The organism is Microcoleus sp. bin48.metabat.b7b8b9.023 (genome assembly GCF_013299185.1).
In the GTDB taxonomy this organism is placed as follows: Bacteria; Cyanobacteriota; Cyanobacteriia; order Cyanobacteriales; family Microcoleaceae; genus Microcoleus.
The window spans coordinates 97,969-120,638 of the sequence record NZ_JAAFKG010000015.1; the positions used below are offsets into that span (position 1 = coordinate 97,969).

The 22,670-nt window shown below is 45.1% G+C and carries 19 protein-coding genes, 1 pseudogene and 1 riboswitch; of the genes and pseudogenes, 11 read left to right on the top strand and 9 right to left on the bottom strand.

Going from position 1 to position 22,670, the window contains the following annotated elements; all coding sequences use genetic code 11:
* Window positions 1-538: 538 nt before the first annotated feature.
* From QZW82_RS11500 to QZW82_RS11520, 5 genes are all read right to left on the bottom strand, one after another.
* The gene (locus QZW82_RS11500) at window positions 539-1,429 is read right to left on the bottom strand and encodes a methylenetetrahydrofolate reductase (RefSeq protein ID WP_293148116.1); all 891 of its coding nucleotides are present in this window, start codon (window positions 1,427-1,429) and stop codon (window positions 539-541) included.
* 123 nt (window positions 1,430-1,552) lie between these two features.
* Window positions 1,553-2,563 carry a tryptophan--tRNA ligase gene (trpS, locus tag QZW82_RS11505; RefSeq protein WP_293148118.1) on the bottom strand — a complete coding sequence of 337 codons (1,011 nt, stop codon included), beginning with the start codon at window positions 2,561-2,563 and terminating at the stop codon, window positions 1,553-1,555.
* 361 nt (window positions 2,564-2,924) lie between these two features.
* The gene (locus QZW82_RS11510) at window positions 2,925-4,328 is read right to left on the bottom strand and encodes a hypothetical protein (RefSeq protein ID WP_293148120.1); all 1,404 of its coding nucleotides are present in this window, start codon (window positions 4,326-4,328) and stop codon (window positions 2,925-2,927) included.
* A gap of 1 nt (window position 4,329) precedes the next feature.
* Complete coding sequence (locus QZW82_RS11515; RefSeq protein WP_293148122.1) at window positions 4,330-4,662, bottom strand: hypothetical protein; 333 nt, start codon at window positions 4,660-4,662, stop codon at window positions 4,330-4,332.
* A 196-nt stretch (window positions 4,663-4,858) separates the two neighbouring features.
* Complete coding sequence (locus QZW82_RS11520) at window positions 4,859-7,576, bottom strand: CHAT domain-containing protein (RefSeq protein WP_293148123.1); 2,718 nt, start codon at window positions 7,574-7,576, stop codon at window positions 4,859-4,861.
* A gap of 245 nt (window positions 7,577-7,821) precedes the next feature.
* Here QZW82_RS11520 and QZW82_RS11525 point away from each other — a divergent pair, with 245 nt between their 5' ends.
* Together QZW82_RS11525 and QZW82_RS11530 are read left to right on the top strand one after the other, a co-directional pair.
* On the top strand, window positions 7,822-8,073 hold the full coding sequence (locus QZW82_RS11525; RefSeq protein WP_293148124.1) for a hypothetical protein: 252 nt from the start codon (window positions 7,822-7,824) through the stop codon (window positions 8,071-8,073).
* Window positions 8,070-8,417, top strand: a complete 348-nt coding sequence (locus QZW82_RS11530; protein ID WP_293148126.1) for a type II toxin-antitoxin system PemK/MazF family toxin — start codon at window positions 8,070-8,072, stop codon at window positions 8,415-8,417. Before QZW82_RS11525 ends, QZW82_RS11530 begins: the two co-directional genes overlap by 4 nt.
* A 214-nt stretch (window positions 8,418-8,631) precedes the next feature.
* Here QZW82_RS11530 and QZW82_RS11535 read toward each other — a convergent pair whose 3' ends face one another.
* On the bottom strand, window positions 8,632-9,747 hold the full coding sequence (locus QZW82_RS11535; RefSeq protein ID WP_293148128.1) for an HlyD family efflux transporter periplasmic adaptor subunit: 1,116 nt from the start codon (window positions 9,745-9,747) through the stop codon (window positions 8,632-8,634).
* Between the two features lie 490 nt (window positions 9,748-10,237).
* Between QZW82_RS11535 and QZW82_RS11540 the strand changes: the two genes are divergently transcribed.
* From QZW82_RS11540 to QZW82_RS11560, 5 genes are all read left to right on the top strand, one after another.
* Window positions 10,238-10,465 (top strand): secretion protein HlyD, encoded by a 228-nt coding sequence (locus QZW82_RS11540; protein ID WP_293148130.1) that lies wholly within the window; start codon window positions 10,238-10,240, stop codon window positions 10,463-10,465.
* Window positions 10,466-10,665: 200 nt separating this feature from the next.
* The gene (locus QZW82_RS11545; RefSeq protein WP_293148132.1) at window positions 10,666-10,854 is read left to right on the top strand and encodes a hypothetical protein; all 189 of its coding nucleotides are present in this window, start codon (window positions 10,666-10,668) and stop codon (window positions 10,852-10,854) included.
* A 357-nt stretch (window positions 10,855-11,211) separates the two neighbouring features.
* On the top strand, window positions 11,212-11,403 hold the full coding sequence (locus tag QZW82_RS11550; protein WP_293148134.1) for a hypothetical protein: 192 nt from the start codon (window positions 11,212-11,214) through the stop codon (window positions 11,401-11,403).
* Window positions 11,404-11,785: 382 nt separating this feature from the next.
* Complete coding sequence (locus QZW82_RS11555) at window positions 11,786-11,974, top strand: hypothetical protein (RefSeq protein ID WP_293148136.1); 189 nt, start codon at window positions 11,786-11,788, stop codon at window positions 11,972-11,974.
* Window positions 11,975-12,111: 137 nt separating this feature from the next.
* Complete coding sequence (locus QZW82_RS11560) at window positions 12,112-14,322, top strand: peptidase domain-containing ABC transporter (RefSeq protein ID WP_293148137.1); 2,211 nt, start codon at window positions 12,112-12,114, stop codon at window positions 14,320-14,322.
* A 417-nt stretch (window positions 14,323-14,739) separates the two neighbouring features.
* Here QZW82_RS11560 and cimA read toward each other — a convergent pair whose 3' ends face one another.
* A complete protein-coding gene (gene cimA, locus QZW82_RS11565; RefSeq protein ID WP_293131820.1) occupies window positions 14,740-16,407 on the bottom strand; it encodes a citramalate synthase in 1,668 nt (555 codons plus the stop codon).
* 117 nt (window positions 16,408-16,524) lie between these two features.
* On the opposite strand from cimA, the gene QZW82_RS11570 reads away from it, so the two are divergent.
* A complete protein-coding gene (locus tag QZW82_RS11570; RefSeq protein ID WP_293148139.1) occupies window positions 16,525-16,863 on the top strand; it encodes a 2Fe-2S iron-sulfur cluster-binding protein in 339 nt (112 codons plus the stop codon).
* Window positions 16,864-17,484: 621 nt separating this feature from the next.
* Window positions 17,485-18,570 carry a glycine oxidase ThiO gene (thiO, locus tag QZW82_RS11575; protein WP_293148141.1) on the top strand — a complete coding sequence of 362 codons (1,086 nt, stop codon included), beginning with the start codon at window positions 17,485-17,487 and terminating at the stop codon, window positions 18,568-18,570.
* 283 nt (window positions 18,571-18,853) lie between these two features.
* Here thiO and QZW82_RS11580 read toward each other — a convergent pair whose 3' ends face one another.
* The gene (locus QZW82_RS11580) at window positions 18,854-19,321 is read right to left on the bottom strand and encodes a hypothetical protein (RefSeq protein ID WP_293148143.1); all 468 of its coding nucleotides are present in this window, start codon (window positions 19,319-19,321) and stop codon (window positions 18,854-18,856) included.
* 375 nt (window positions 19,322-19,696) lie between these two features.
* Window positions 19,697-19,842, top strand: a riboswitch (cobalamin riboswitch).
* A gap of 74 nt (window positions 19,843-19,916) precedes the next feature.
* Between QZW82_RS11580 and QZW82_RS11585 the strand changes: the two genes are divergently transcribed.
* Window positions 19,917-21,059: a fatty acid desaturase gene (locus QZW82_RS11585; RefSeq protein WP_293148145.1), complete on the top strand. Its 1,143-nt coding sequence runs from the start codon at window positions 19,917-19,919 to the stop codon at window positions 21,057-21,059.
* Between the two features lie 176 nt (window positions 21,060-21,235).
* Complete coding sequence (locus QZW82_RS11590; RefSeq protein ID WP_293148147.1) at window positions 21,236-22,237, top strand: methyltransferase domain-containing protein; 1,002 nt, start codon at window positions 21,236-21,238, stop codon at window positions 22,235-22,237.
* Window positions 22,238-22,572: 335 nt separating this feature from the next.
* On the opposite strand, the pseudogene QZW82_RS11595 reads toward QZW82_RS11590, so the two are convergent.
* Window positions 22,573-22,670: pseudogene (locus tag QZW82_RS11595) on the bottom strand (IS5/IS1182 family transposase); the annotation flags it as partial.

The following is a 22,670-nucleotide window of genomic DNA, read 5'->3' on the forward strand; positions in this document are numbered from 1 at the left end:
CACCGAGCATCGCCCAGTCGCATTTTCGAGTGACACTCATTTGAGTGACACTCATTTGAGTGACACTCCTAGAATTTCAGTGCTGCAAACGGGATTCTGTGAGTTGAGAGTGAGAAATGCGATCGCCTTTGTTGCAAGTAATACCATTTTTATAAAATTGTGCAACACCCTTCTACCCCCCCTAGCCCCCCCTTGTAAAGGGGGGGGACAAGAATACTGTTATTTCGTTTAAAACTGGTATAAATGGCTGGTACTACGGTTTTATCATTGTGGTGCGACTTCTCCCGGAGGGCTGGAGCTCACTTTTAAAGAGGGCGAATCGCGATCGGATATTAGTGATAATCTCATATTGACTGAGGTCGTGCGAATCATGGGGAGCATCTCTGTTTTGCAAGAAGCATTTTTTATCTTCCGTACTGCCCCCCCTCGCGTGCTTGTACGCGCGAGTTCGCTACAGCTTGCACTGTAAATGCAAAACTGAGATGCTCCCGAACCATGACTTTCCTGTGGATTTTAAAATGCTAGCAGTAACTCAATTTTAGCTCAGCGGATCGATACCCGCCAAATCCAATATTTGCGGAATCAAATCTTCTCGTTTGACGGCCATCATGTGGACTCCTTGACACAATTGCCGCGCTAGTTTGACTTGTTCGGCTGCAATTTTTATGCCTTCCTGCAAAGGTTTTGGGGAGTTTGCCAAACGGTCGATCGTCTCTTGCGGTATGTGAACTCCCGGTACGTATTTTTTGATAAATTCAGCATTTTTAGCTGATTTAAACAAAAAGATTCCTGCTAAAATTGGTTTGTTGCAGCCGATCGCAATTTGCTGCATAAACTTATCTAAAACGTCAAAATCTGTAATTAATTGGCTCTGAAAAAACTGGGCTCCAGCTTCGACTTTTTTCTCAAATCGGCTTTGTAAACCCGACCAACTGGGGCTTTGCGGATCGACAGCGGCACCGACAAATAAATCGGTAACTCCGTCTGTTAAAGCTTTGTCATTCCAGTCAAAGCCGCCGTTCATTTTTTGAATGACTTGCAGCAGCCGCACTGATTCTAAGTCGAATACACTTTTGGCTTTGGGATGGTCGCCGGCTTTGACTGGATCGCCGGTGAGTGCCAAGATATTATGGATGCCTAAGGCGTGGGCTCCCATGAGATCGGCTTGCAGGCCTATTTGATTGCGATCGCGACAAGCAACTTGACAAATCGGCTCAATTCCCCGCTGCAATAGAATTGCGGAAACTGCTAGGGGACACATTCGCAGCACTGCGCGGCTTCCGTCTGTGATGTTAATGGCGTGCACTCTGTTTTTGAGAAGTTCAGCCATTGCGATCGTATGAGTCATGTCGCCACCTTTTGGCGGCGCAACTTCGGCGGTAATTATGAATTCTCCGGGAGTTGTACAGGCTGTGCGAAAACGGTTCATAGTTAGTTGACAGTTGACAGTTGACAGTTGACAGTTGACAGTTGTTATGTGTTATGTGTTATTTGTTATTTGTTATTTTTGAATATTCCCAATAACCAATAACCAATAACTAATAACTACTGACTAATTAGGTAGAGAATAACCAAAAGCAGTTTTAACCTTATTCAAGGTTTGGTTGGCAATAATTTCTGCTTGTTCTCTTCCTTGACGGAGTACAGATTCTAAATATCCCGGTTCGTCCATTATTTCTTTGTATTTATCCTGAATCGGTTTGAGCGCATTAATTGTCCTCTCTGTCAACAATGGTTTGAAATCTCCCCAACCCATATTTTCACATTCGGCTGCTACTTCTTCCTTCGATTTGCCGGAAAGCAGGAGATAAAGCGTCAGCAAGTTTCTCGCTTCGGGGCGATCGGGGTCGTCGAAAGTTAAGCCGCGCACGGCATCGGTTTTGCAGCGCTTGATTTTTTTGCTAATTGTATCTGGCGAATCTAACAGATTAATTCTACTTTGTTCGGAAGGGTCGGATTTTGACATTTTGCGGGTGCCGTCTGTCAAACTCATCACCCTCGCGCCCTCAGTCCGAATTAACGGTTCGGGAAGTTTCAAAACTGGTTTTTCAGGCGTGCCGAATTGGTGGTTTAATCTGATAACAATATCGCGGGTGAGTTCCAAATGCTGTTTTTGGTCTTCTCCTACGGGCACTTTGTCGGCATCGTAAAGCAAGATATCTGCTGCCATTAACACGGGATAATTTAGCAAGCCGGCGTTAACATTTTCTCCTTGTTTAACTGCTTTTTCTTTAAATTGAATCATATCTTCGAGCCAGTTAATCGGCGTAATGCAGTTGAGCAACCATGCTAGTTCTGTGTGGGCCGAGACGTGGGATTGGACAAAAATAGTAGAATATTCTAAATCGATGCCGCAAGCTAAGTAGAGGGCGGCGATGGTGTAGGTGTCGGAGGCTAGGGTGGCGGGATTGTGCGGTGCGGTGATGGCGTGCAAATCGACTACGCAAAAGTAGTTTTCGTACTCGCTTTGACCTTCTACCCAGTTGCGAATGGCACCGAGATAATTGCCGAGGTGTAGGTTGCCGGTTGGCTGAACTCCAGAAAGAACGCGCTGTTTGCCCATGAGGAAAGAATAGAATTGAAGTCACATTCTCTATATTGACACGTTATTTGGATCTCAGATGCTTTTTGTTCAAATTCACTCGGCGGTTGAAACCGCGTCTACAAAAACAAAGAAATTCACTCGGCGGTTGAAACCACGTCTACAAAAACAAAGAAATTCACTGGGCGGTTGAAACCGCGTCTACAAAAATTAAGACTCGGCGGTTGAAACCGCTTCTACAAAAACAAAGTCCGCCTTCGCGGACTGAAGAATTAACGGGGTATTTGAGGTGGATTGTTTTTATAAATCTGGTTAAATCTCCGTCTTAAAAATCTCGCTGTCAACTGTCAACTGTCAACTGTCAACTGTCAACTGTCAACTGTCAATTGTTTTTGGGTTTGGTGCGCCACCAAGTGATGCCGGCTGCGAAAAGGGCGATCGCAAAACTCAAAGCAAAGGAAAATACAAAGGGATGCCACTGCATTAACACTGGGATTTGATGGTTTTGGACTGTCTGGAATACTTTGTCTGTGCCGCTGGATGCTGCGATACCACCGGCTGCTAAACCGACACCGATCGCCTGTACTGTGCTCTCTAGGCGATCGTCCCGATATTTCTCTTTGTCCTCGCTTTTGCGGAGTTCGATTTGGTTGGTGCGATCGCATCTGGCTTGTTCTATTTCTACTATGCCGCGGATTGAGGCGATCGCCTGGTCGATTAAGTTTGTGCCGTGGCGGAAATATCCTAAGTCGCCTGCTATTTGCGATCGCACGTAAGGAGCCGTTTTTCTACTGAAGTTATTTAATATTGATAGTTCTTCCTTATCGATTCCTAGTATATCACAAATTTTCGACAAAATGTCAGTGTAATTGTTAAGATTTAGGGCAATTGTATTGTCATAATCTTCGAGTTTCCGCAGCAGGTGAGTATAAGTTACAGCTTTGCTGAAGAGTTGCTTTAGCTGTTCCTGAAATTCCTGCAATTGGACGGCAGTTAAGACGGTTCCTCTGGAAAATTGAGCTTGCAATATCTCCATATTTTTCTCAATAATGCGGTATTCGCGATCGAGTTCGTCGTAAATCAGGCGGCTGTCTTGAAAAGCTTTGATAATTTTGTGGCGGTGAAATAGCAGGTTGAGTATTTCTGCTTGGCAAGTGTTAAAATCCTTGTCAGTTTGTTTGTCAGCCAGCAGCCAGACAAGCAGGTGGGGGTAATTGGCAATATCGCTAATTGAACCGTATTCAAAAATCGGACTACCGAACAGTTTACTCGATCGATCGAATACAGGTGGCGAGTCGCCTTGGAATAAAGCATTGCGACATTTATCGGCGAGGGGTTTGAGGGAATCTAAGTTATCTGGTGAGTTTGCGGGAAGCCACGCGGTAATTAGGAGAGTTTGACCTAAAAAGTTGTCATCGCCGTTGATGAGTAAGACTTGATTTGGGTTGAATTGCTGGATGCGATCGACATCTACATTATCAGCCGTGCCATCTTCCGGGCAACCTATATTTAAGCATAAAGCATAGCTGTCTTGAATTTCCAGCGGTTGGGCAAAACCTTCTATGGGTGGATTGCTGTTGAATTCCAGTAAGACATTTGGTAACAAATCCTCGCGGTAGCTGGGAGAATTTGGCGGGAAAACTAGATTGGGTGTCACCGTTTCGTTGGTGAAGCTGGCGAGGATTTTGTCGCAGTGTTTCCACAGAGGATTATTGCTGCCCTTACTGTCATTTTGCAGTTGGAAAGCGTATAAATAAACATTGGGTGCAGAAATGCGATCGCTCATATTATTGGCGTGGTGGCTGTGAGTTGGAAAGGCGTTTTTTGAGGTTTTCGGGTAACTCTGGATAGCGGTCTAATAGCCTTGGTTCTTGCTCTTCTTTTTTGGTAGGTTGCGGTTCTGGTTTTCTCTCGATTTTATTGATTTCATCTGTTATTTTAGGATAGTTTGCACACCAATCGCCAAGGGCGTTAGCTATTTCATTGTTAGATTTATCCGCCATCTGAGATATTGTATTGCTGAGATTTGCTAAATCGTCAACCGCCCCGGCTTGTTCAAATACTTCGGGTTGAGTTTCAAAGACTGCTAGGAAACCAGAAATAAATTGTTCATCTGTCATTGCTAATTTCTCCGTTGATTATACTAAGGTCAAAGAAACCGGGTTTCTATCATAAATCTCAATTGGAACAGAAAATCTCGGAAGAAACCCGGTTTCTGATACTAACACTTATTAAGGTCAAAGAAACCGGGTTTCTATCATAAATCTCAATTGGAACAGAAAATCTCGGAAGAAACCCGGTTTCTGATACCAACGCTTATTGTCCAACTGCACAGAAAGCCGCCCAGTATACGGGAGACTGATAAGGTTGATAATCCTGTTTGTAACCGCGACTGTATCTGTCTTGAATTTTCTGTTTATGTTCGCGACTCAGCAACTGCGACGCTTCCACCCATTCTAGCAAACCTTTGACAGTCACACTCCGCAGCCACAACTGAGACTCCCGCAAAGCAATCGCTACGGGTGGGCGAGTTTCAGACAGCAAAAGTTCGTAAAACTTAATCATCAAAATCGCCGTAGATACATCATTGACAGCCCACAAAGTGCTAATTATATTCGTCGCCCCGGCATATAAAAAACCGCTAGGCAATCCAATATATTCATCTGTGGTATTCTGGATATCAGTTAACCCAGTTTCGCAGGCGGAAAGCGTAACTAAACGGCACTTACTCAGCGGCAAATCAAAGATTTCTTCCAGCGTCAGGCATTTTTCAATGTCCAGCAATTCGTCTTGGGGAGAACGAATATAACTTTTGTTCTCCGAGTCAACATTATCGGTGGAAATTTTCGCCCCAGCTAAGATTAAGGCTGATTTCCGGGGATCGAGAAAGTCGAAAAATCCGTGACAGGAAAAGTGGGCGATGTCGGCATTATGCAATGCTTCAAGCTGTTGCTGCAATCCTGTCTTGCTTGCCTTTTCCCGAATCAAAACTTCGGCAGGATTAAAGGATTTGGCAATTGCTTCAACTTCGATATCGGTGAAGTCTAAATCTTCTGTCGGGTTTTGAATGGCAAACAATCTTGTGGGTGATGACTCTTCCCCAGTCGAATTTACCCGCTGAGATAATTGTAATAGCTGACAACTGGGAGTATATCTCACACCGCCTGGGAAAAGTTCGAGGAGACTTCCAGTTTCTTCTACATTCTGCCTTAGCCTTCGGCTGGTTAATGCGTGAAGTGGCAACAAGTGCAAATATCGGAAGGGAACTAATATCAATCGCTGGCATTTTTTCGGGAGGTGAGAAATTATTTTATCGATGTGCAAGATTTTAGCTAATTTTTCCAGGCGGGTTTCTAGCTGATTTCTCCAATTTTCAGGTTGATTGATGTAGTCGTCGATATACTCCTGCTGAAACTTCTCTAAGGCTTGCAAGTCTTCAAGTGAAGATTCCCAGACATCGGGTTGGGTGGAGTCGCGGGTAACAATAAAAACTTTAAAGCCGTTCAAAGTAATGTACCATTCCAAAATTGCCTGATCTTCACCTAATAGACTGCGAATTTCCTGAAAACTAATCCGCTGCACATTTTCCGGGAGGCTACGGGCCTTGTGAAACAATTCTACTAGGTTCCTGGTTTTGCTGCGTTCGACGTATTCTAGCGCGGCAGTGGAGTTTTTCCTGTCTAGGCAAACTTCTACCATTGACTGATAAAGGTCATTCCATTCTTCAGCTAGTTTCTGCCTGTCTGTTTCGTCACCGATAAGGATTTCACCGCGCATTAATTCGACTATCTCAATGACGGAGGCAAAGGTATTGTAAGCTTCTGGGAGTTGGGATTTTCTCTGGTAGGCAAGTCCTAGATTAAATAAGGTTTTAGCATGATCGATGGGAAATGCGTCGCGGTTTCTAATCAACAAAGCTCCTTGATAAAACTCGATCGTCCTTTCGAGATTATCTACTTTTTTGCCCTTGACTCTGTAGCTGTAGGCAAGCCCCAAATTATTTTGAGTTATTGCCCATTGTTCAGGAAATGCGTCGCGGGTATAAACGAACAAAGCTGCTTCATAAAACTCGATCGTCCTTTCGAGATTATCTGCCTTTTTGCCCTTGATTCTGTAGCTGTAGGCAAGCCCCAAATTATTTTGAGTTATTGCCCATTGTTCAGGAAATGTGTCGCGGGTATAAACGAACAAAGCTGCTTCATAAAATGCGATCGATCTTTCTAGATTATCCGTCTTTTCGCCCCTGATTCTATCGCGGTAGGCATTCGCCAAATTATGGTTAGTCCCTGCCCAATCTTGAGGAAATACGTCGTGGGTACGAACGGATAAAGCTGCTTGATAAAACTCGATCGCCCTTTCTAGATTATCCGCCTTTTTTGCCCTGATTCTGTTGCGGTAAGCTTCCCCCAAATTATTTTGAGTTATTGCCCATTCTTCAGGAAATGCGTCGCGGGTGTAAACAGACAAAGCTGCTTGATAAAATTCGATTGACCTTTCTAGATTATCCGCCTTTTCTCCCCTGATTCTGTAGCTGTAGGCAGCCCCCAAACCATTTTTATTGGTTGCCCATTCTTGAGGAAATACCTTGCAGGTGAAAGTGAGAACGGACAATGCTGCTTGATAAAATTCGATTGACCTTTCTAGATTATCCGCCTTTTCTCCCCTGATTCTCTCGAAATATTTAATTCCCAGACACTGTTGATTTGTTACCCAATCTTCTGAGTAACCTTCGCGGGTAAAAACAGTTAATCCTATATCCAGACAAGCAATAGCAATTTCTAAGTTACTTGCCCTACTCCCTTGTTGAAGACTTGAGAATGTAATATTCAAATTGTATAAAATATTAGCAAGATTGTATTTTCGCTTTGCATCTAACTTTGACATAGTTTGATTTGCCCACTCTCGCAAATATTGAGCAAAACCATCATCTATTAATTCTAGGTTAGCTTGCAGGATCTCAATTTCTTCCTCACTGGGACAGGCGAGGAGAGATTCAATCAGATTTTGATAGGCTTCGCGGCGCGGTTCGTTCATTGCTGACAACCCATGTTTTTAGTATTTTACATTCTTTGCCAGTGGAAAACAAGGGGGAAACCCGACTTGCTGAATCGTCTGGAGTCGTTGGAGTGTGCGTCATAAGCTGCTACGCCACTATGTCGTATAATATAGATACAAGATAAGTAAGCGATCGCAATAATGAATCTATTCGGAATGGGCCCGGTCTCATTCAAAAAAATCTCGATGATTTGCGATGGGGCAAAAAACAAGAGGAAACTAAAATGATTTCACAAACTTTAGTAGAAATTGAACGTTCTATTAGTTCCCTGTCGATAGAAGAACAACTTTGGCTGCTGGAACGTATCGCTTGCCGAGTGCGGGAGAAAACTTACATAGCTAATAAACTCGCTAATGCTAAATACCTGGAAGTAGAGATAGCAGAGATGGCTAACGATCCAGATATTCAAGTTGAGATTGCTGCGATCGATCAGGAGTTTATTGTGGCAGAAATGGATGGTTTAGAAGGACTATGAGCATTCAGCGAGGAAAAATTTATTTTGTCAATCTTAACCCAGTTCATGGAAGAGAACAAGCTGGAATGCGACCTGTTTTGGTGCTTTCCATTGATACTATTAACCAGTCACCCTTAGTTGTTACTGTCATTGTCGGCACTAAAGGAACTAATATTCACCGCGAATATAGAACAAATGTGCGTGTTTCTGCGTCTGAAAGTGGTTTGGAAATAGAAACAGTTTTCCTCTGTTTTCAGATTCGATCTTTGGATAAAGAGCGATTCCCTACGGATTCAGCAGGGGAACTTTCCGCAGAAAAAATGTTAGAAGTTGAATCGGCGGTTCGTTACTGTTTTGGTTTATAAAGATTTGGAGTGTTTAATTGATATTAGCGATCGCAATTCAGCTAAAATGGTCTTGAGTTTATCGTTGATTTTCATATTGGCGATCGATGTTATGTATTTAGTATAGATATAATTACACTCGGCGGTTTAAATCGCACACTCTTCAACCCGCGAAGGCGGGTTTAGTTTGTGTAGACGCGGTTTAAACCGCCGTCTCAAAATAACAACTGACTGATTACCAATCTGTCAGCAACCTTGCCTTCCGCAACACAAATGTCAAGACGGTTTCTTCCCCGGTAATAATATCAGCCCTACCATCCATTCCCGCTTGAATTGAATACTGGCGGGGGACATTTGCCTCGGACTTTCCTGAGAATTGACGGCTGCCGGATTCGAGTTTTGTTAAATAGGTTTGTTCGGGCTTAATCGAAACTTCGTAATACGATCCACCTAAATTATTAGCGGGATTTTGAGAGGCGATCGCATCTGGGGCGATCGCGCTGACTGTTCCTTTTAGTGTCCCGTAATCTGGGAAGGGTAACGCGGAAATCCTCATCTGCACGGGTTGGCCGATTTGGATGCGGGCGATGTCTTGGGATGTCACTTTGGCTTTGACTACCAGGGGTACGTCGCTGGGGACGATTTGGGCGATCGCACTTCCGGCTTGTATTGTTTGACCGGTACTTTGTACTTCCAATCTCAGAATTGTACCATCAGCCGGCGCGCGGATGACGCTATTTTCGAGTTGTGACTGAATTTGATTGAGCTCTTTTTTAGCTTGAATTAATTGTTGTTGAATGGACGATCGCTTGACAAGCAAAACTCGCCGACTTCTGCCCAGCCTCTCGGCGACATCCGGCTGCGATGTGGCGATTTTGACAAGAGCAGACTCGACTACTTCTTGGGCGGCGGAATTTTGATTTTGGATGGTTTGAAATTGGCCGCTGGCTAAAATTTGATTTTCCAAGTCCCGCAGTTGCTGGTTGATTTGCTGTGCTGCTGTTTGAGACTGATTGACTGTGTCTTGGAACTGCTTTTTTTGAGTTCCCAAACGCGAGGCGTTGACAACTGCGATCGCATCTCCGGCTTTTACTGTCTGATTTTCGCTGACAGCAATGCTTTCGATGGTTCCTTCGGTTGCTGCTTGCACGACGCGCACCTCTCCGGCGGGACGGACGATCGCGTCTGCTTTGACTGTAGCACTGTATTTGGTGACGCTTGCAAGGGCGATCGCCCCGCCAAAGGTTGCCACCATCAAAATTCCCCCCAAAGTCGTCCAGCGGCTGACAGGGGGCAAAAACTGGTCGTTATCAAAGGTTTCTGCGGGCATGGGTTCGGTAGTGCGAGGCATGGCGGCTATTGGGGGTGAGAGGAATCGTTGTGAATTTTGAGTTTTGAGTTGGGCCCAGGAGGAGGCTTTTGAGTTTGGCTGTTGAGTTTGGCTGTTAAGTTTTAATACCAGTTCAAATAAAGAATGCAACTCTCAGCAAACTCCAAACCCTGATTAAATCAGTCATTTCCTAACTTCAAATCTCAAATCTCAAATGGTATGACTTGGAACAGAGAGAGCGATCGCTTATTTCTTTGGTCACATTTATTTTTGAGCTTTCCGGACACCAAGCATAAGTTTAGAAGTCTAAATCAAAATTCACAGGGTTAAGGTCAAAATCCGCACAGCTTTGCCTTCGCCACCCGGAAATTTCCTCAAACACCAAGAATGGTGCAGCCAGCGGGCAACTGTCGTGAAAATAGAGCGTTTCAGCAATGATTTTTGGCGCTGTTACCCGGTTTTTCTGGGATGTGTACGTAAGTCACTATATATGTCTTAATAGGAGTTCCTTATGCCGGACAATCAACAAAATTCATTGTTTACCGAATTAACCGATCGAGAATCTGGAACTGTCAGCGGTGGCAGCACTACCAGCGGTTTCAGCAGTTATAACAGTAACAGCGATACCAAGAACAGCAGCAGCAATGGCGTCAATACGCTGTTTTTCGTGCCACAGCCGAGCCAGCTTTTTCTGTACGATCCGATTCGCAATCGCCCTTACAAAACCCTTGTGGTCTAGATAGCTGAGTAAAGTAGTGCGATCGGATAAATCTTAAAATTTTCTCAGTAATATTCCGGGCGATCGCAGAGGCATGGAGAAGTATTAGTTAGTAATCATACGAGGCTATAGAAATTATATAAAGTTTCTAGTTTTCGTTCAATATTATCAACTTAAATGGAGTCAAATTATCATGCAAGAAACAAAGCAAAATTCACTGTTTGCTGAACTCTCCCCTGAAGAATCAGCTAGCGTTAACGGCGGTTGCTACTCTTATTCCGAGCGTCGCTACAATTACGATCGATACGATCGATACGACTGCGATCGCCCTCGCCGGCGCCGTCACGTCGTGTACCGCCGGAATTGCGACGGTTCCTTCAGAGCAGTTTCCCGCTACTGGTAAAGTTTAGTGCCGTGAATGCCACGATCGCCCTTATTACAAAACCTCAATAGTCTAGATAGGTGAGTCAGGTAGTGCGATCGGGTGAATTTTCAAAACTTCTCAGTGGTATTCCTGACTTTGCACAGGGATTGAGAAGTATTAGTCAGTAATTACCAGAAAGACTTGGTTGAAAGCCCCAAGCCTGCTCGGGAGCAATTAAAATCCGACTATTCATTACTCCAATCCTCTTCCTCCTAGGTAGAAGTCGCTCTCAAACTGTCAACTGTCAACTGTCAACTGTCAACTGTTGAAACGAGGCTATCGAAATTATATAAAGTTTCTAGTTTTCGTTCAATATCATCAACTTAAATGGAGTCAAATCATCATGCAAGAAACAAAGGACAACTCATTGTTTGCTGAACTCACCCCTGAAGAATCAGCTAGCGTCAACGGTGGTTACTACTATTCCGAACGCTACTATGGCGATCGCGACAACTGTCACCGCCGGCGCCGTTGGGTCGTGTACCGCCGCAATTGCGACGGTTCATACAGAAGAGTCGTTCGCTACGGCTACTGATAAAGTTTAGTGGTGTGAATGCCGCGATCGCCCTTATTACAAAACCCTAATAGTCCAATACGGTTCACTTAAGACAGATCCCCCCTAACCCCCCTTAAAAAAGGCGGGGACAAGAATGCTCTCTTTCGTCCCCGCAACGATGCGGGGGATGCGATGGGGATCTCCGGCCCATAAATAGTGTTAAGTGAACCGTATTGCCTAATAGTCTAGATAGGTGAGTTAGGTAGTGCGATCGGGTGAATTTTCAAAACTTCTCAGTGGTATTCCGGATGAGCGCACAGGCATTGAGAAGTATTAGTCAGTAATTACACGAGGCTATCGAAATTAGATAAAATTTCTAGTTTTCGTTCAATCTCATCAACGTAAATGGAGTCAAATCATCATGCAAGAAACACAGGACAACTCATTGTTTACTGAACTCACCTCTGAAGAATCAGCTAGCGTCAACGGCGGTTACTACTATCGCGATAGCTATTATGGCCGCGGCGACTGTGGCCGCCGGCGCCGTTGGGTCGTGTACCGCCGCAATTGCGACGGTTCATACAGAAGAGTAGTTCGCTACGGCTACTGATAAAGTTTAGTGCTGTCAATTTAGCTCTATAACTGTGGAATCGAGAAAGCACCCATAACTTTATGGGTGCTTTTTGCTGATTGGGTAGTTGGTGATGAGTAATCTTCTTTATGCTCTACCATTATTCATTTTCCAAAATGTTAAAGAACATCCCTTTGATCGGCAAAATGCCATTATTCGGACAAGTTAACAGGTTTAAGAAATATCAGGTTGTACTCCAGCAGAGCGAAGAAGACTGCGGGGCGGCTTGTTTGGCTTCGATCGCCAAATTTTACGGACAGAATTTTGCCATTAGCCGTTTGCGAGAATCTGCGGGTACAGGCCAAAAGGGGACGACTCTGCTGGGCTTGAAACAAGGCGCTGAGGCGGTGGGCTTTAATGCTCGATCCGTGCGAGCAGCGGCTGCTATTTTAGACAAAATTGACGAAGCACCTTTACCGGCGATTATTCACTGGAGCGGTTACCACTGGGTTGTTTTGTACGGAAAGCAGGGCGACAAATATGCGATCGGCGATCCGGCTGTCGGTATGCGCTATATTTCCAAAGAAGAATTAGCGGCAGGTTGGACAGATTGGCTGTGCTTGCTAGTAGACCCAGATCCCGATCGATTTTTTGCCGAAGCAGACGGTCAACCGCCCGCTAATTCCTTACAAAAATGGATGCGCCGGGTTTGGATTTACCGCCAGCTTTTAATGGAAGCACTGTTGCTGAATGTGGTGTTGGGTTTGCTGTCGATTGCTTCGCCTTTTCTGGTACAACTGCTCACCGACGACATTCTGGTGCGGGGCGACACGCAACTTTTGGCAAGTGTGGCGATCGCAGTTATAGTTATGAATCTATTTAGCAGCAGTTTAGGATTGGTACAGTCGAACTTGATTGCTCAATTTTCCCAGCGTTTAGAGTTGGGATTGGTCATGGAATTCGGGCGTAAATTCCTGCGATTGCCTTTAAGCTTTTACGAAACCAGACGCAGCGGCGAAATCGTCAGTAGATTACAAGATATCCAAGAAATCAATAAATTAGTTTCTCAATTTGCGATCAGCTTACCCAGTCAATTTTTTATAGCCGTAGTTTCTTTTGTTGTCATGTTGTTTTACAGCAAGGAACTGACGCTGGCAGCTACAGTCATCGCTTTGTTCATGACTGCCTCTACAATAGTTTTTCTGCCCGTATTGCAGCAAAAAACGCGGAATTTATTTGTACTGGAAGCAGAAACTCAAGGTGTTTTAGTAGAAACCTTTAAAGGCGCACTGACCGTCAAAACCACTAGCAGCGCCCAGCAACTTTGGGAAGAATTTCAAGGTCGCTTCGGTCGCTTAGCGAGTCTTACTTTTCGCACTACACAAATTGGCATTCTCAATAATATCTTTTCTGGCTTTGTTGCTTCAGCGGGCAGCATTACCCTGCTGTGGTTGGGCAGCAGCTTAGTGATTGACAAAGCATTGAGTATCGGTCAGTTGCTAGCATTTATTAGCATGAATCAAAACGTTACTACTTGGGTAACTTCCTTGGTTGAATGTACTGATGAAATGGCTCGCGTGCAGACAGCAACTCAACGGCTTTCGGAAGTCATAGACGCCGAACCAGAAAGTAAAAGTGATATTAATAAACCTGTGGTAACGCTTCAAGACCGCGACGAAATTGTTTGCAAGAGTGTGAATTTTCACTACCCAGGCAGACTTGACTTGTTAGAAAATTTTTCTGTGACATTTCCTGGCGGTCACGCAATTGCTTTAATCGGTTATTCTGGTTGTGGAAAAAGTACCCTAGCTAAGGTAATTGCTGGTCTGTATCCGCTCCAATCTGGTAATGTGAGAATTGGTGGTTACAATTTGCAGGATTTGTCTCTCGATTGTCTCAGACAGCAGGTGGTTCTTGTTCCCCAAGAAGCTCATTTCTGGAGCCGTTCGATTCTCGATAATTTTCAGTTGGGGAGTCCCGATGTCACTTTTGAACAGATTGTGAAAGCTTGCAAAATTGCCGGGGCGGATGAATTTATCAGCCAATTACCGGATAAATATCAAACTGTTTTAGGGGAGTTTGGGGCAAATATTTCTGGGGGACAAAGACAGAGATTGGCGATCGCCCGTGCCATTCTCAATAACCCGCCCGTGTTGATTTTAGACGAGTCTACCGCAGGGCTAGATCCCGCCAGCGAAGCGGAAGTCTTGGAAAATCTGTTGATGTACCGGCAGGGGAAAACCACGATTTTCATCAGTCACAGGCCCCGAGTGATCGATCGCGCAGATTGGATTATTATGTTAGAGCGTGGCAGGTTAAAACTGCAAGGATCTGCTGCAAAATTGCGATCGATTCCCGGAGATCACTTAGACTTTTTGGAACCTTAAACAAAATTGTAGTTACTTGAGAATCAATACGGTTGAATAAGATAAGACGGCGGTTAGAAACCGCGCCTACACAAACGAAGTCCGAGCTCAGAGGGACTGAAGAGAATAAGGTAATTTTAACCGCGCACTCTTCAACCCGCGGCGGCGGGTTTGGTTTGTATAGACGCGGTTTCCAACCGCCCGGTATTTTTATCTTCAACCCGCGGCGGCGGGTTTGGTTTGTATAGACGCGGTTTCTAACCGCCCGGTCTTCTTCAACCCGCGGAGGTGTTCGGCGCGAAATCGAGTCGCGGGTTTGGTTTGTATAGACGCGGTTTCTAACCGCCTGGTCTTTTTCAACCCGCGGCGGCGGGTTTGGTTTGTATAGACGCGGTTTCCAACCGCCCGGTATTTTATCTCCCCGCCCAGTCTTCTTAATTAATGTACGCGACAAACTAGAGGAATCGCCTCTTGATTTTCCAACACCAAACCGTACTCCAAACCCTCAACCACAGCCTGACAAGAAGCATCCAAAATATTAGTAGAAACCCCCACAGTAGTCCACCGCTGCTGATGGTTGCTCGATTCCACCAACACGCGAGTTTTAGCACCAGTACCCGCACCGGAATCCAGAATTCGCACCTTGTAATCTGTCAAGTAAAAATGGGCTATCGCCGGATAAAAATTCACCAAAGCTTTCCGCAAAGCCGCATCCAAAGCCGAAACCGGGCCGTTTCCTTCCGCGCATTCCAGAATATTTGTACCGTTGACTGACAATTTCACAGTGGCTAAAGCCGTACAATCTTCGCCAACTTTATCGCAGTGAACTTGAAATCCATGAATTTCAAACCACCGCTGCCGCTTTTCCAAAGCTTCCCGCATTAACAATTCAAAAGACGCCTCAGCACCCTCAAATTGATATCCCTGACTTTCCAAATCTTTCAACTTTTCCAGAATTTGGCGGCAAGCAGGATTTTTGCGATCGAGTTCAATACCAAAAGTCTTAGCCTTCGCCAAAACATTGCTCAAACCCGATTGATCCGAAATCACAATTCGTCGGATGTTGCCAATTTTTTCCGGTTCCAAGTGTTCGTAAGTTAACGGATTTTTTGCAACCGCCGATACGTGAATTCCGCCCTTGTGAGCAAAAGCGGAAAGACCGACAAAAGGAGCGTGGTCATCGGGAGCAAGATTAACAATTTCGCTGACGGAGCGACTGACTTGAGTTAATTTCGCTAATTGCTCATCTTGAATGCAATCATAACCCAACTTGAGCTGAAAATTAGGAATCAAGGAACACAAATTAGCATTACCGCAGCGTTCGCCATAACCGTTAATAGTTCCCTGTACCATCGTCACCCCTTCCCGCACACCAGCCAGAGCATTAGCAACGGCAACTCCAGAGTCGTTGTGAGTGTGAATTCCTAACTGAATTTTAGACTTTCTCCCCTCCTTAATAAGGGGGGGTTGGGGGGGGTGAATTTCCGATTCCGAAATATCCCAAGTTTCTATTATTCCTGCCACATCACGCACAACTTGACTAACTTCGTCAGGCAAAGTACCGCCGTTAGTATCGCACAACACCAGCCATTCTGCACCAGCATTCGCCGCTGCCATTAAAGTTTTAATCGCATACTCGGGATTGTGTTTGTAGCCGTCAAACCAGTGTTCGGCATCGTAAATAACGCGCCTTCCCTGACTCCGTAAATATTCAATAGTATCTCGAATCATCGCCAGATTTTCTTCTAGCGTTGTCTTCAAACTTTCAATTACGTGCAAATCCCACGACTTGCCAAACAGCGTTACCCAGCGAGTTCCCGCCGACAAGATAGGCTGCAACATTTCATCATTAGCTGCCGTTTTTCCCGGTCGTCTGGTCGAACAAAAAGCGACTACTTCTGCTTGAATTAATGGCTGTTCTTTGAGCTGCCAAAAAAATTGTACGTCCTTAGGATTTGCTCCCGGCCAGCCACCTTCAATAAACGGAATTCCTAAACTGTCTAGCTGTCGAGCAATTCGCACTTTGTCTTCGAGAGATAAGCAGAGTCCCTCGCACTGAGCGCCGTCTCGCAGCGTGGTATCGTAGATCCAGAGCCGATTTTTCATGGGGAATTCTCAATTCTCAATTGGTAATATATCACTTATCATATTAGATGAAATTATTTGAAATAAATGCGATAATATATAGGAAAATTAACATAAATGTAATCGGGGTAAATTACTGTGGTCAAGGTACAAGCGCAAGGAAAAACATTTGAGTGCGATCGCGGATCGAATCTCCGTGAAGTCTTGCTCAAAAACGGCATCGATCTCTACAACGGCAACGCCAAAGTCATCAACTGTCACGGTTTGGGGACTTGTGGCACCTGCGCCGTCACCATCGAGGGCGAAGTTTCTGACTCCGAGTGGCGCGAAAAAGCGCGGCTTTCGCTTCCTCCCCATTCTGCGGCATCAAACCGTCGTTTGTCCTGTCAGACTAAGGTTTTGGGCGATATTAAGGTGACAAAATATCAGGGTTTTTGGGGCCAAGACTCGGAGACTGTCTGGAAACCTCAAGGATAGATTTTTTGTCGGGGAAGGCTCATAGGACGATCGCCTTGCAAGATAATATGTAAGACTTGCCCAAAAATTCTCAATGTAAGGTGCACGCACCAGCTATTAGTGTCAACAAATACGTCAAATGTAGCATGAGTCTGCTGTCTGACGATTAGGCCTTCGATCCCCCCTAACCCCCCTTAAGAAGGGGGGGACAAGAGCGTCTTGGGCTCCCCGCAACGATTCGGGAACAGCATCAAAGTTCCCCCTTCTTAAGGGGGAACAACAGCATCAAAGTCCCCCTTATTAAGGGGGATTTAGGGGGATCGGGCCGAGCGTGAGAAACGAGAGATAAAAATAATTTTAGGCGATTGTAGCATGAGTTTGCTATCTGACGATTAGGCCTTCGATCCCCCCTAACCCCCCTTAATAAGGGGGGGACAAGAGTATCAAAGTCCCCCGACTATCAGGGGGAACCTAAAACACATCGAAGTCCCCCTTCTTAAGGGGGATTTAGGGGGATCGGGCCGAGCGTGAGAAACGAGAGATAAAAAGTATTTTAGGCGATTGTTGATACCAATCCATACCAGCACCTTACCCTCAAGAAAGTCCTGAGGTAAAAAAGCCAGAAAGTCCATAGAAAAGTTAATGAATTCATCTCAAGATATTCTGATTGTTGGCGGCGGAATAATCGGCCTTTCCCTAGCAGTTGAACTGAAGTTGCGAGGGGCTTCTGTCGCCGTTGTCACCGCCGATTCCAAACAACCGACGGCCCGGGCGGCTGCCGGAATGCTGGCGCCACAAGCCGAACGAATTCCCCCGAGTCCGATGCTGGATTTGTGCCTGCAAAGTCGCGCGCTGTATGCTTCCTGGGTGGAACGGCTAGAACAGATTACGGGGTTGAAAACGGGATATTGGCGATCGGGAATTCTCGCACCTGTGTGTCAAAATGAGCCTCAAGAAAAGCCAAATGTGTCAAACCTTAATTCTCAATGGCTCGACAGAGACGCGATTCGCCAACATCAATTTGGATTGGGCGATGAAGTAATTGGCGGTTGGTGGTATCCTGACGACGCTCAAGTTGACAACCGCGCTTTATTTCGGACGCTTCAAGCCGCAACTAAAGAATTACAGATTGAGATTATTCAAGATACTGCCAAGGAAATTATTCGACATAAAAATCTAGTTTTTGGTGTAGAAACAACAGCCAGAAAATTGCAAGCAGACCGTTATATTTTGGCGGCAGGGCCTTGGTGCGAGAAGTTATTGAATGTTCCGATTTTTCCCAGAAAGGGGCAAATGCTGTCAGTCTGCGTACCAGAAAATTTGGGAGTGATTCAGCCGCTGCAAACAGTTTTATTCGGGACTGGCATTTATATTGTACCGCGTCAAGATGGCAGAATTATTATTGGCGCAACTAGCGAGAATGTGGATTTTACCCCTGGAAATACTCCAGCGGGAATTCAAAGTTTGCTAGCAGGAGCGATGAAGTTATATCCCGAATTGCAGCATTATCCGATTTTAGAGTTTTGGTGGGGATTTCGGCCGGCTACGACGGATGAGTTGCCGATTTTGGGTGCTTCTGCTTGGGATAATTTGACATTGGCAACGGGGCATTATCGCAATGGCATTTTGTTGGCTCCGGTAACTGCTAAATTGTTGGCTGATTTGATGTTGGAGCAAAAGTTAGATCCGTTGTTGGCTGCGTTTAATTATTCGAGGTTTGGATTTTAAGCACTTACTTAAGCTTATATCTATTGGTACAGAATGTCTCTTACTTCTTAGGTACGTAGTTGCGCTTCAGCGCTCTTTGGCGTTGCTTAATCAGGGTATGAAAATGGACAACTTAAAAATTCAGCTATATTGACTGAATCGCTTGTTTGATTTTTTCACATTGAGTCGTTCATCGCGTAAATTAGCAACGCCCAGCGCTGTTTAAATAGGATTTAAAGAGCGCTGAAGCGCAACTACATACCTTGATGTAACAGTTGCGTCCCGGCCTGTGAGTAAGTCCAAATTAGTTAGATTCTGGTTTTTTGGGTTGGTTCAATTCCCTGCATTTAAGCGCAGCCAAATCGTAAGCATTTTGGTAATCTTTACCGCCTAACATGACATCGCCGTAATATTCATAGGGTTGATTTCCGTAAACAGGCAGCGGGTCGTCTTCTGGATAATCTTCTTTTGACTCCTCTAGAATTGCTTTGAGTTTCTTGACGCTCAATCGCTGGGCGGGGAAGTAATGAATGTCTTGAGCGCTGAAGCCCAGATGCGGAAAAGTTGGGTCAAGAATTCGCTCGTTTAGTTCAATCCAGCTATACTCGATGGGTTTGTAAGGTGCTCCGGGTGCAGCTAAAAATCCTTGGACGTAAATTGCGCCTTCGGTGGTTAAGGCTGCTTTGGAAGCGTTATCAAAGCAGTTTTTCCGGTTACTTTTGATGCGAGTGGCGATTTCAATAGAAAGCGTCTCATCTAACAGTTCGCTCATAATTTCTTCGAGTCGCGTGTGCGATTAGATTGTAGCAAGTCGGAGCTGCGATCGCAAAAAACGAACGATCGCCAATAACAATCGCTCCTCAAATTCCCGTTTCCACGAGTCGAGCCAAAATCCTCTGCGGTGGTGGATGTTGTGTCACATTTGGGTTTCGGGGGCGGTTTCTCAAAGGCGCAGGCGGGGGTGATACAGGCCGGAAAGTCGATCGCCCGTATCAACTTCCCGGCGGATCGCAAGATTTGGGAGTCGCCGAATGTTTGAGCGTGCGATCGAGTGAGAGCTTAGCCCCTAAACAGTAGCGATTTGTCGCGCTGGTGACACGCTGCACACACAGTTTTTTCTGCAAATCAGCGAGAATTGTGATAACCTCATAGATGTGCGAAAATCGGTTCCAACAAAAAGCAACCGTTGGAAAAAACGGGGAAAGTCCGGTGTAAGTCCGGCGCTGTCCCGCAACTGTAATGAGATGATAGAGTCTCTTAGTCAGAAGGCCCGCCGATATCCCAAGCCTGTTCTTTTTCGTCTACGAGGTATAGATGATAGTTAATTTTGCAGTTTTAAAAGTCATGTACTATGGCGAGATATCCGAATGAAAAGCGCCATTAAAAAGTCAGATTTTGTGCTAGTTCCTTACATAAAAAGTAACAATCTTAAAGCTAGTTTCCAATTATCTAATACAGTAATTCCCTATATATTTTTATGGTTTTTAGCATTTAAAGCTGCTGCCATTTCTGTATGGCTGCTGCCACCAATAATCGTGTTGATGACACTCTTTTCAGGACGTTGTTTCTCTTTGATGCACGATTGCGGACACTATTCTCTGTTTAGTTCCAAAAAAGTCAATCGCACAGTGGGTTTTCTGCTAGGTATCATCAATGCAATTCCTCAGTACCCCTGGTCTAGAGGACACGCTTACCATCACAAAAATAATGGTAACTGGGATATGTACCGAGGCCCTTCGGCGTTAATTTCCACCGAAAAGTTTGCGGCACTCAGTCCATTTAACCAAAAAATCTATCAATTGCTCAGACACCCGCTGATGCTGTTTCCTGGTGGCTTTTTCTACCTGATTATCAAACCAAGACTGGCGCTAATCTTGGGAATTGCTGGTTTTATCCGACATACTTTTGATTGTCTAAATCAAGATTTAGGTATGGGTTTATCTAGAATAATTGCCTCCTACAAATCCAAACATTGGTATACGACGGCTGAGTTTTGGGATTTACTCTTCAACAATATTTGTGTGGTGGGTAGCTGGTTTTATCTGGGTAACTTACTTGGGTTTGGGTTTTTCTGGAGTGTTTACTCAATTGTGATGACTTGTTCGGCGGCGATATTTATCTGCATCTTCTTTGTGCAGCACAATTTTGAGGGTTCCTACGCTCACAAGACAGAGGGCTGGGACTATCTGCTGGGCGCGATCGAAGGCAGCAGTTATCTCAAATTACCAGCTATTCTCAATTGGTTTTCGGCTGATATTGCTTACCACAATATTCATCATCTCTCTGAGCGAATTCCTAATTACAATCTTCGGGCGTGTCACAATGCTAATCTGCACCTGCTTGGTAATTCAAGAATTCTGACAATTCGCGAGATTCCTGATTGTTTCAAGTTCATTCTGTGGGATGCTGCTTCAGATAGTCTGCAATCGATCGCATCATTTCAAGAAAAAGCTGAAAACCAGGCGGTTGCAACCGATTCTATACAAGTAAAACAGACATCTCTAAGTTGAAGAACAAGTGCTGAAAATCCTGTTAATTTTTCATTTCCGGGGTTCTAGGACATAGTTGGTGTCAAGCGGGTTTCAAACGCTGTCCGATATTTGTCTCAATTGGTTACAATAAGTTAATTGCCCTACTTTTGTAGGCAATTTTCGCCTGTATTCTGCTCTGGAAAGAAGGTAAAAAAATGAATTTATTTGTTGTTGTACTTGGAGTTTTGTTTGTACTGCTGGCGATCGCCCTTACGCTCTATTTAATCGCGGCTCGCCCTTATCAATCATCCGACTCCGTAGCCAATTCCTACGACGAATGGACGGAAGACGGGATTCTAGAATTTTATTGGGGCGAACACATCCACTTGGGCCATTACGGTGCGCCGCCACAACGCAAAGATTTCCTCGCAGCCAAATCGGATTTTGTGCATGAAATGGTGCGCTGGGGAGGCTTGGATAAATTACCTGCTGGTACTACCGTCTTAGATGTGGGCTGTGGAATTGGGGGTAGCAGTCGCATTCTCGCGAAGGATTATAAGTTTGCTGTCACTGGAATTACGATCAGCCCGCAGCAAGTTAAACGCGCTCAAGAATTAACTTCCCCAGAGCTCGATTTGCAGTTTCGGGTGGATGATGCTATGGCGCTGTCGTTTCCAGATGCGAGTTTTGATGTGGTTTGGTCGATCGAAGCTGGGCCGCATATGCCAGATAAAGCCGTGTTTGCGAAAGAGTTGATGAGAGTCGTCAAGCCCGGTGGCGTGCTGGTTGTAGCTGACTGGAATCAAAGAGACGATCGCAAAATCCCGCTCAATTTCTGGGAGAAACCCGTGATGCAGCAACTGCTGGATCAATGGTCGCATCCGGCTTTTTCAAGCATCGAGGGCTTTTCAGAACTTTTAGAAGCAACGGGGTTTGTAGAGGGCGCTGTAACCACCGCAGATTGGACGCAAGAAACCCTTCCTTCATGGATAGATTCTATCTGGCAAGGTATAGCTAGACCGGCCGGATTAGTACGTTTTGGTGTATCGGGTTTCATCAAGTCTCTGCGAGAAGTACCGACTCTTTTACTAATGCGTTTAGCATTTGGTGCGGGGCTTTGTCGCTTTGGAATGTTCCGCGCACTCCGAGCAAATTCAGAGAGAAGACTGGCGGTTGAAACCGCGTCTATACAGGCAAAACCCGCCTCCGCGGGTTGAAGATATTGCAATTAAAATTACGTGGGCTAGAAAGAAGACTGGCGGTTGAAACCGCGTCTATACAGGCAAAACCCGCCTCCGCGGGTTGAAGATAGTGCAATTAAACATTACGTTATTCTCTTCAGTCCGCGGAGGCGGACTTCGTTTGTGTAGACGCGGTTTCAACCGCCGTCATCGTTTGTGTAGACGCGGTTTCAACCGCCGTCATCGTTTGTGTAGACGCGGTTTCAACCGCCGTCATCGTTTGTGTAAACGCGGTTTCAACCGCCATCTTCCCTATCTTATTTGAATATGAGCTAGATCATAAGACCTCTTGCGAAAGTCTCAGGCGAGCGCTAATTTGTCTTCAAAGAAAGTTCATAATTATAAATGCCAGCAATCAAATTAAATCTCAATCCGAAGCGTCTTCTTCGATTTCGATATCTCGACGAAA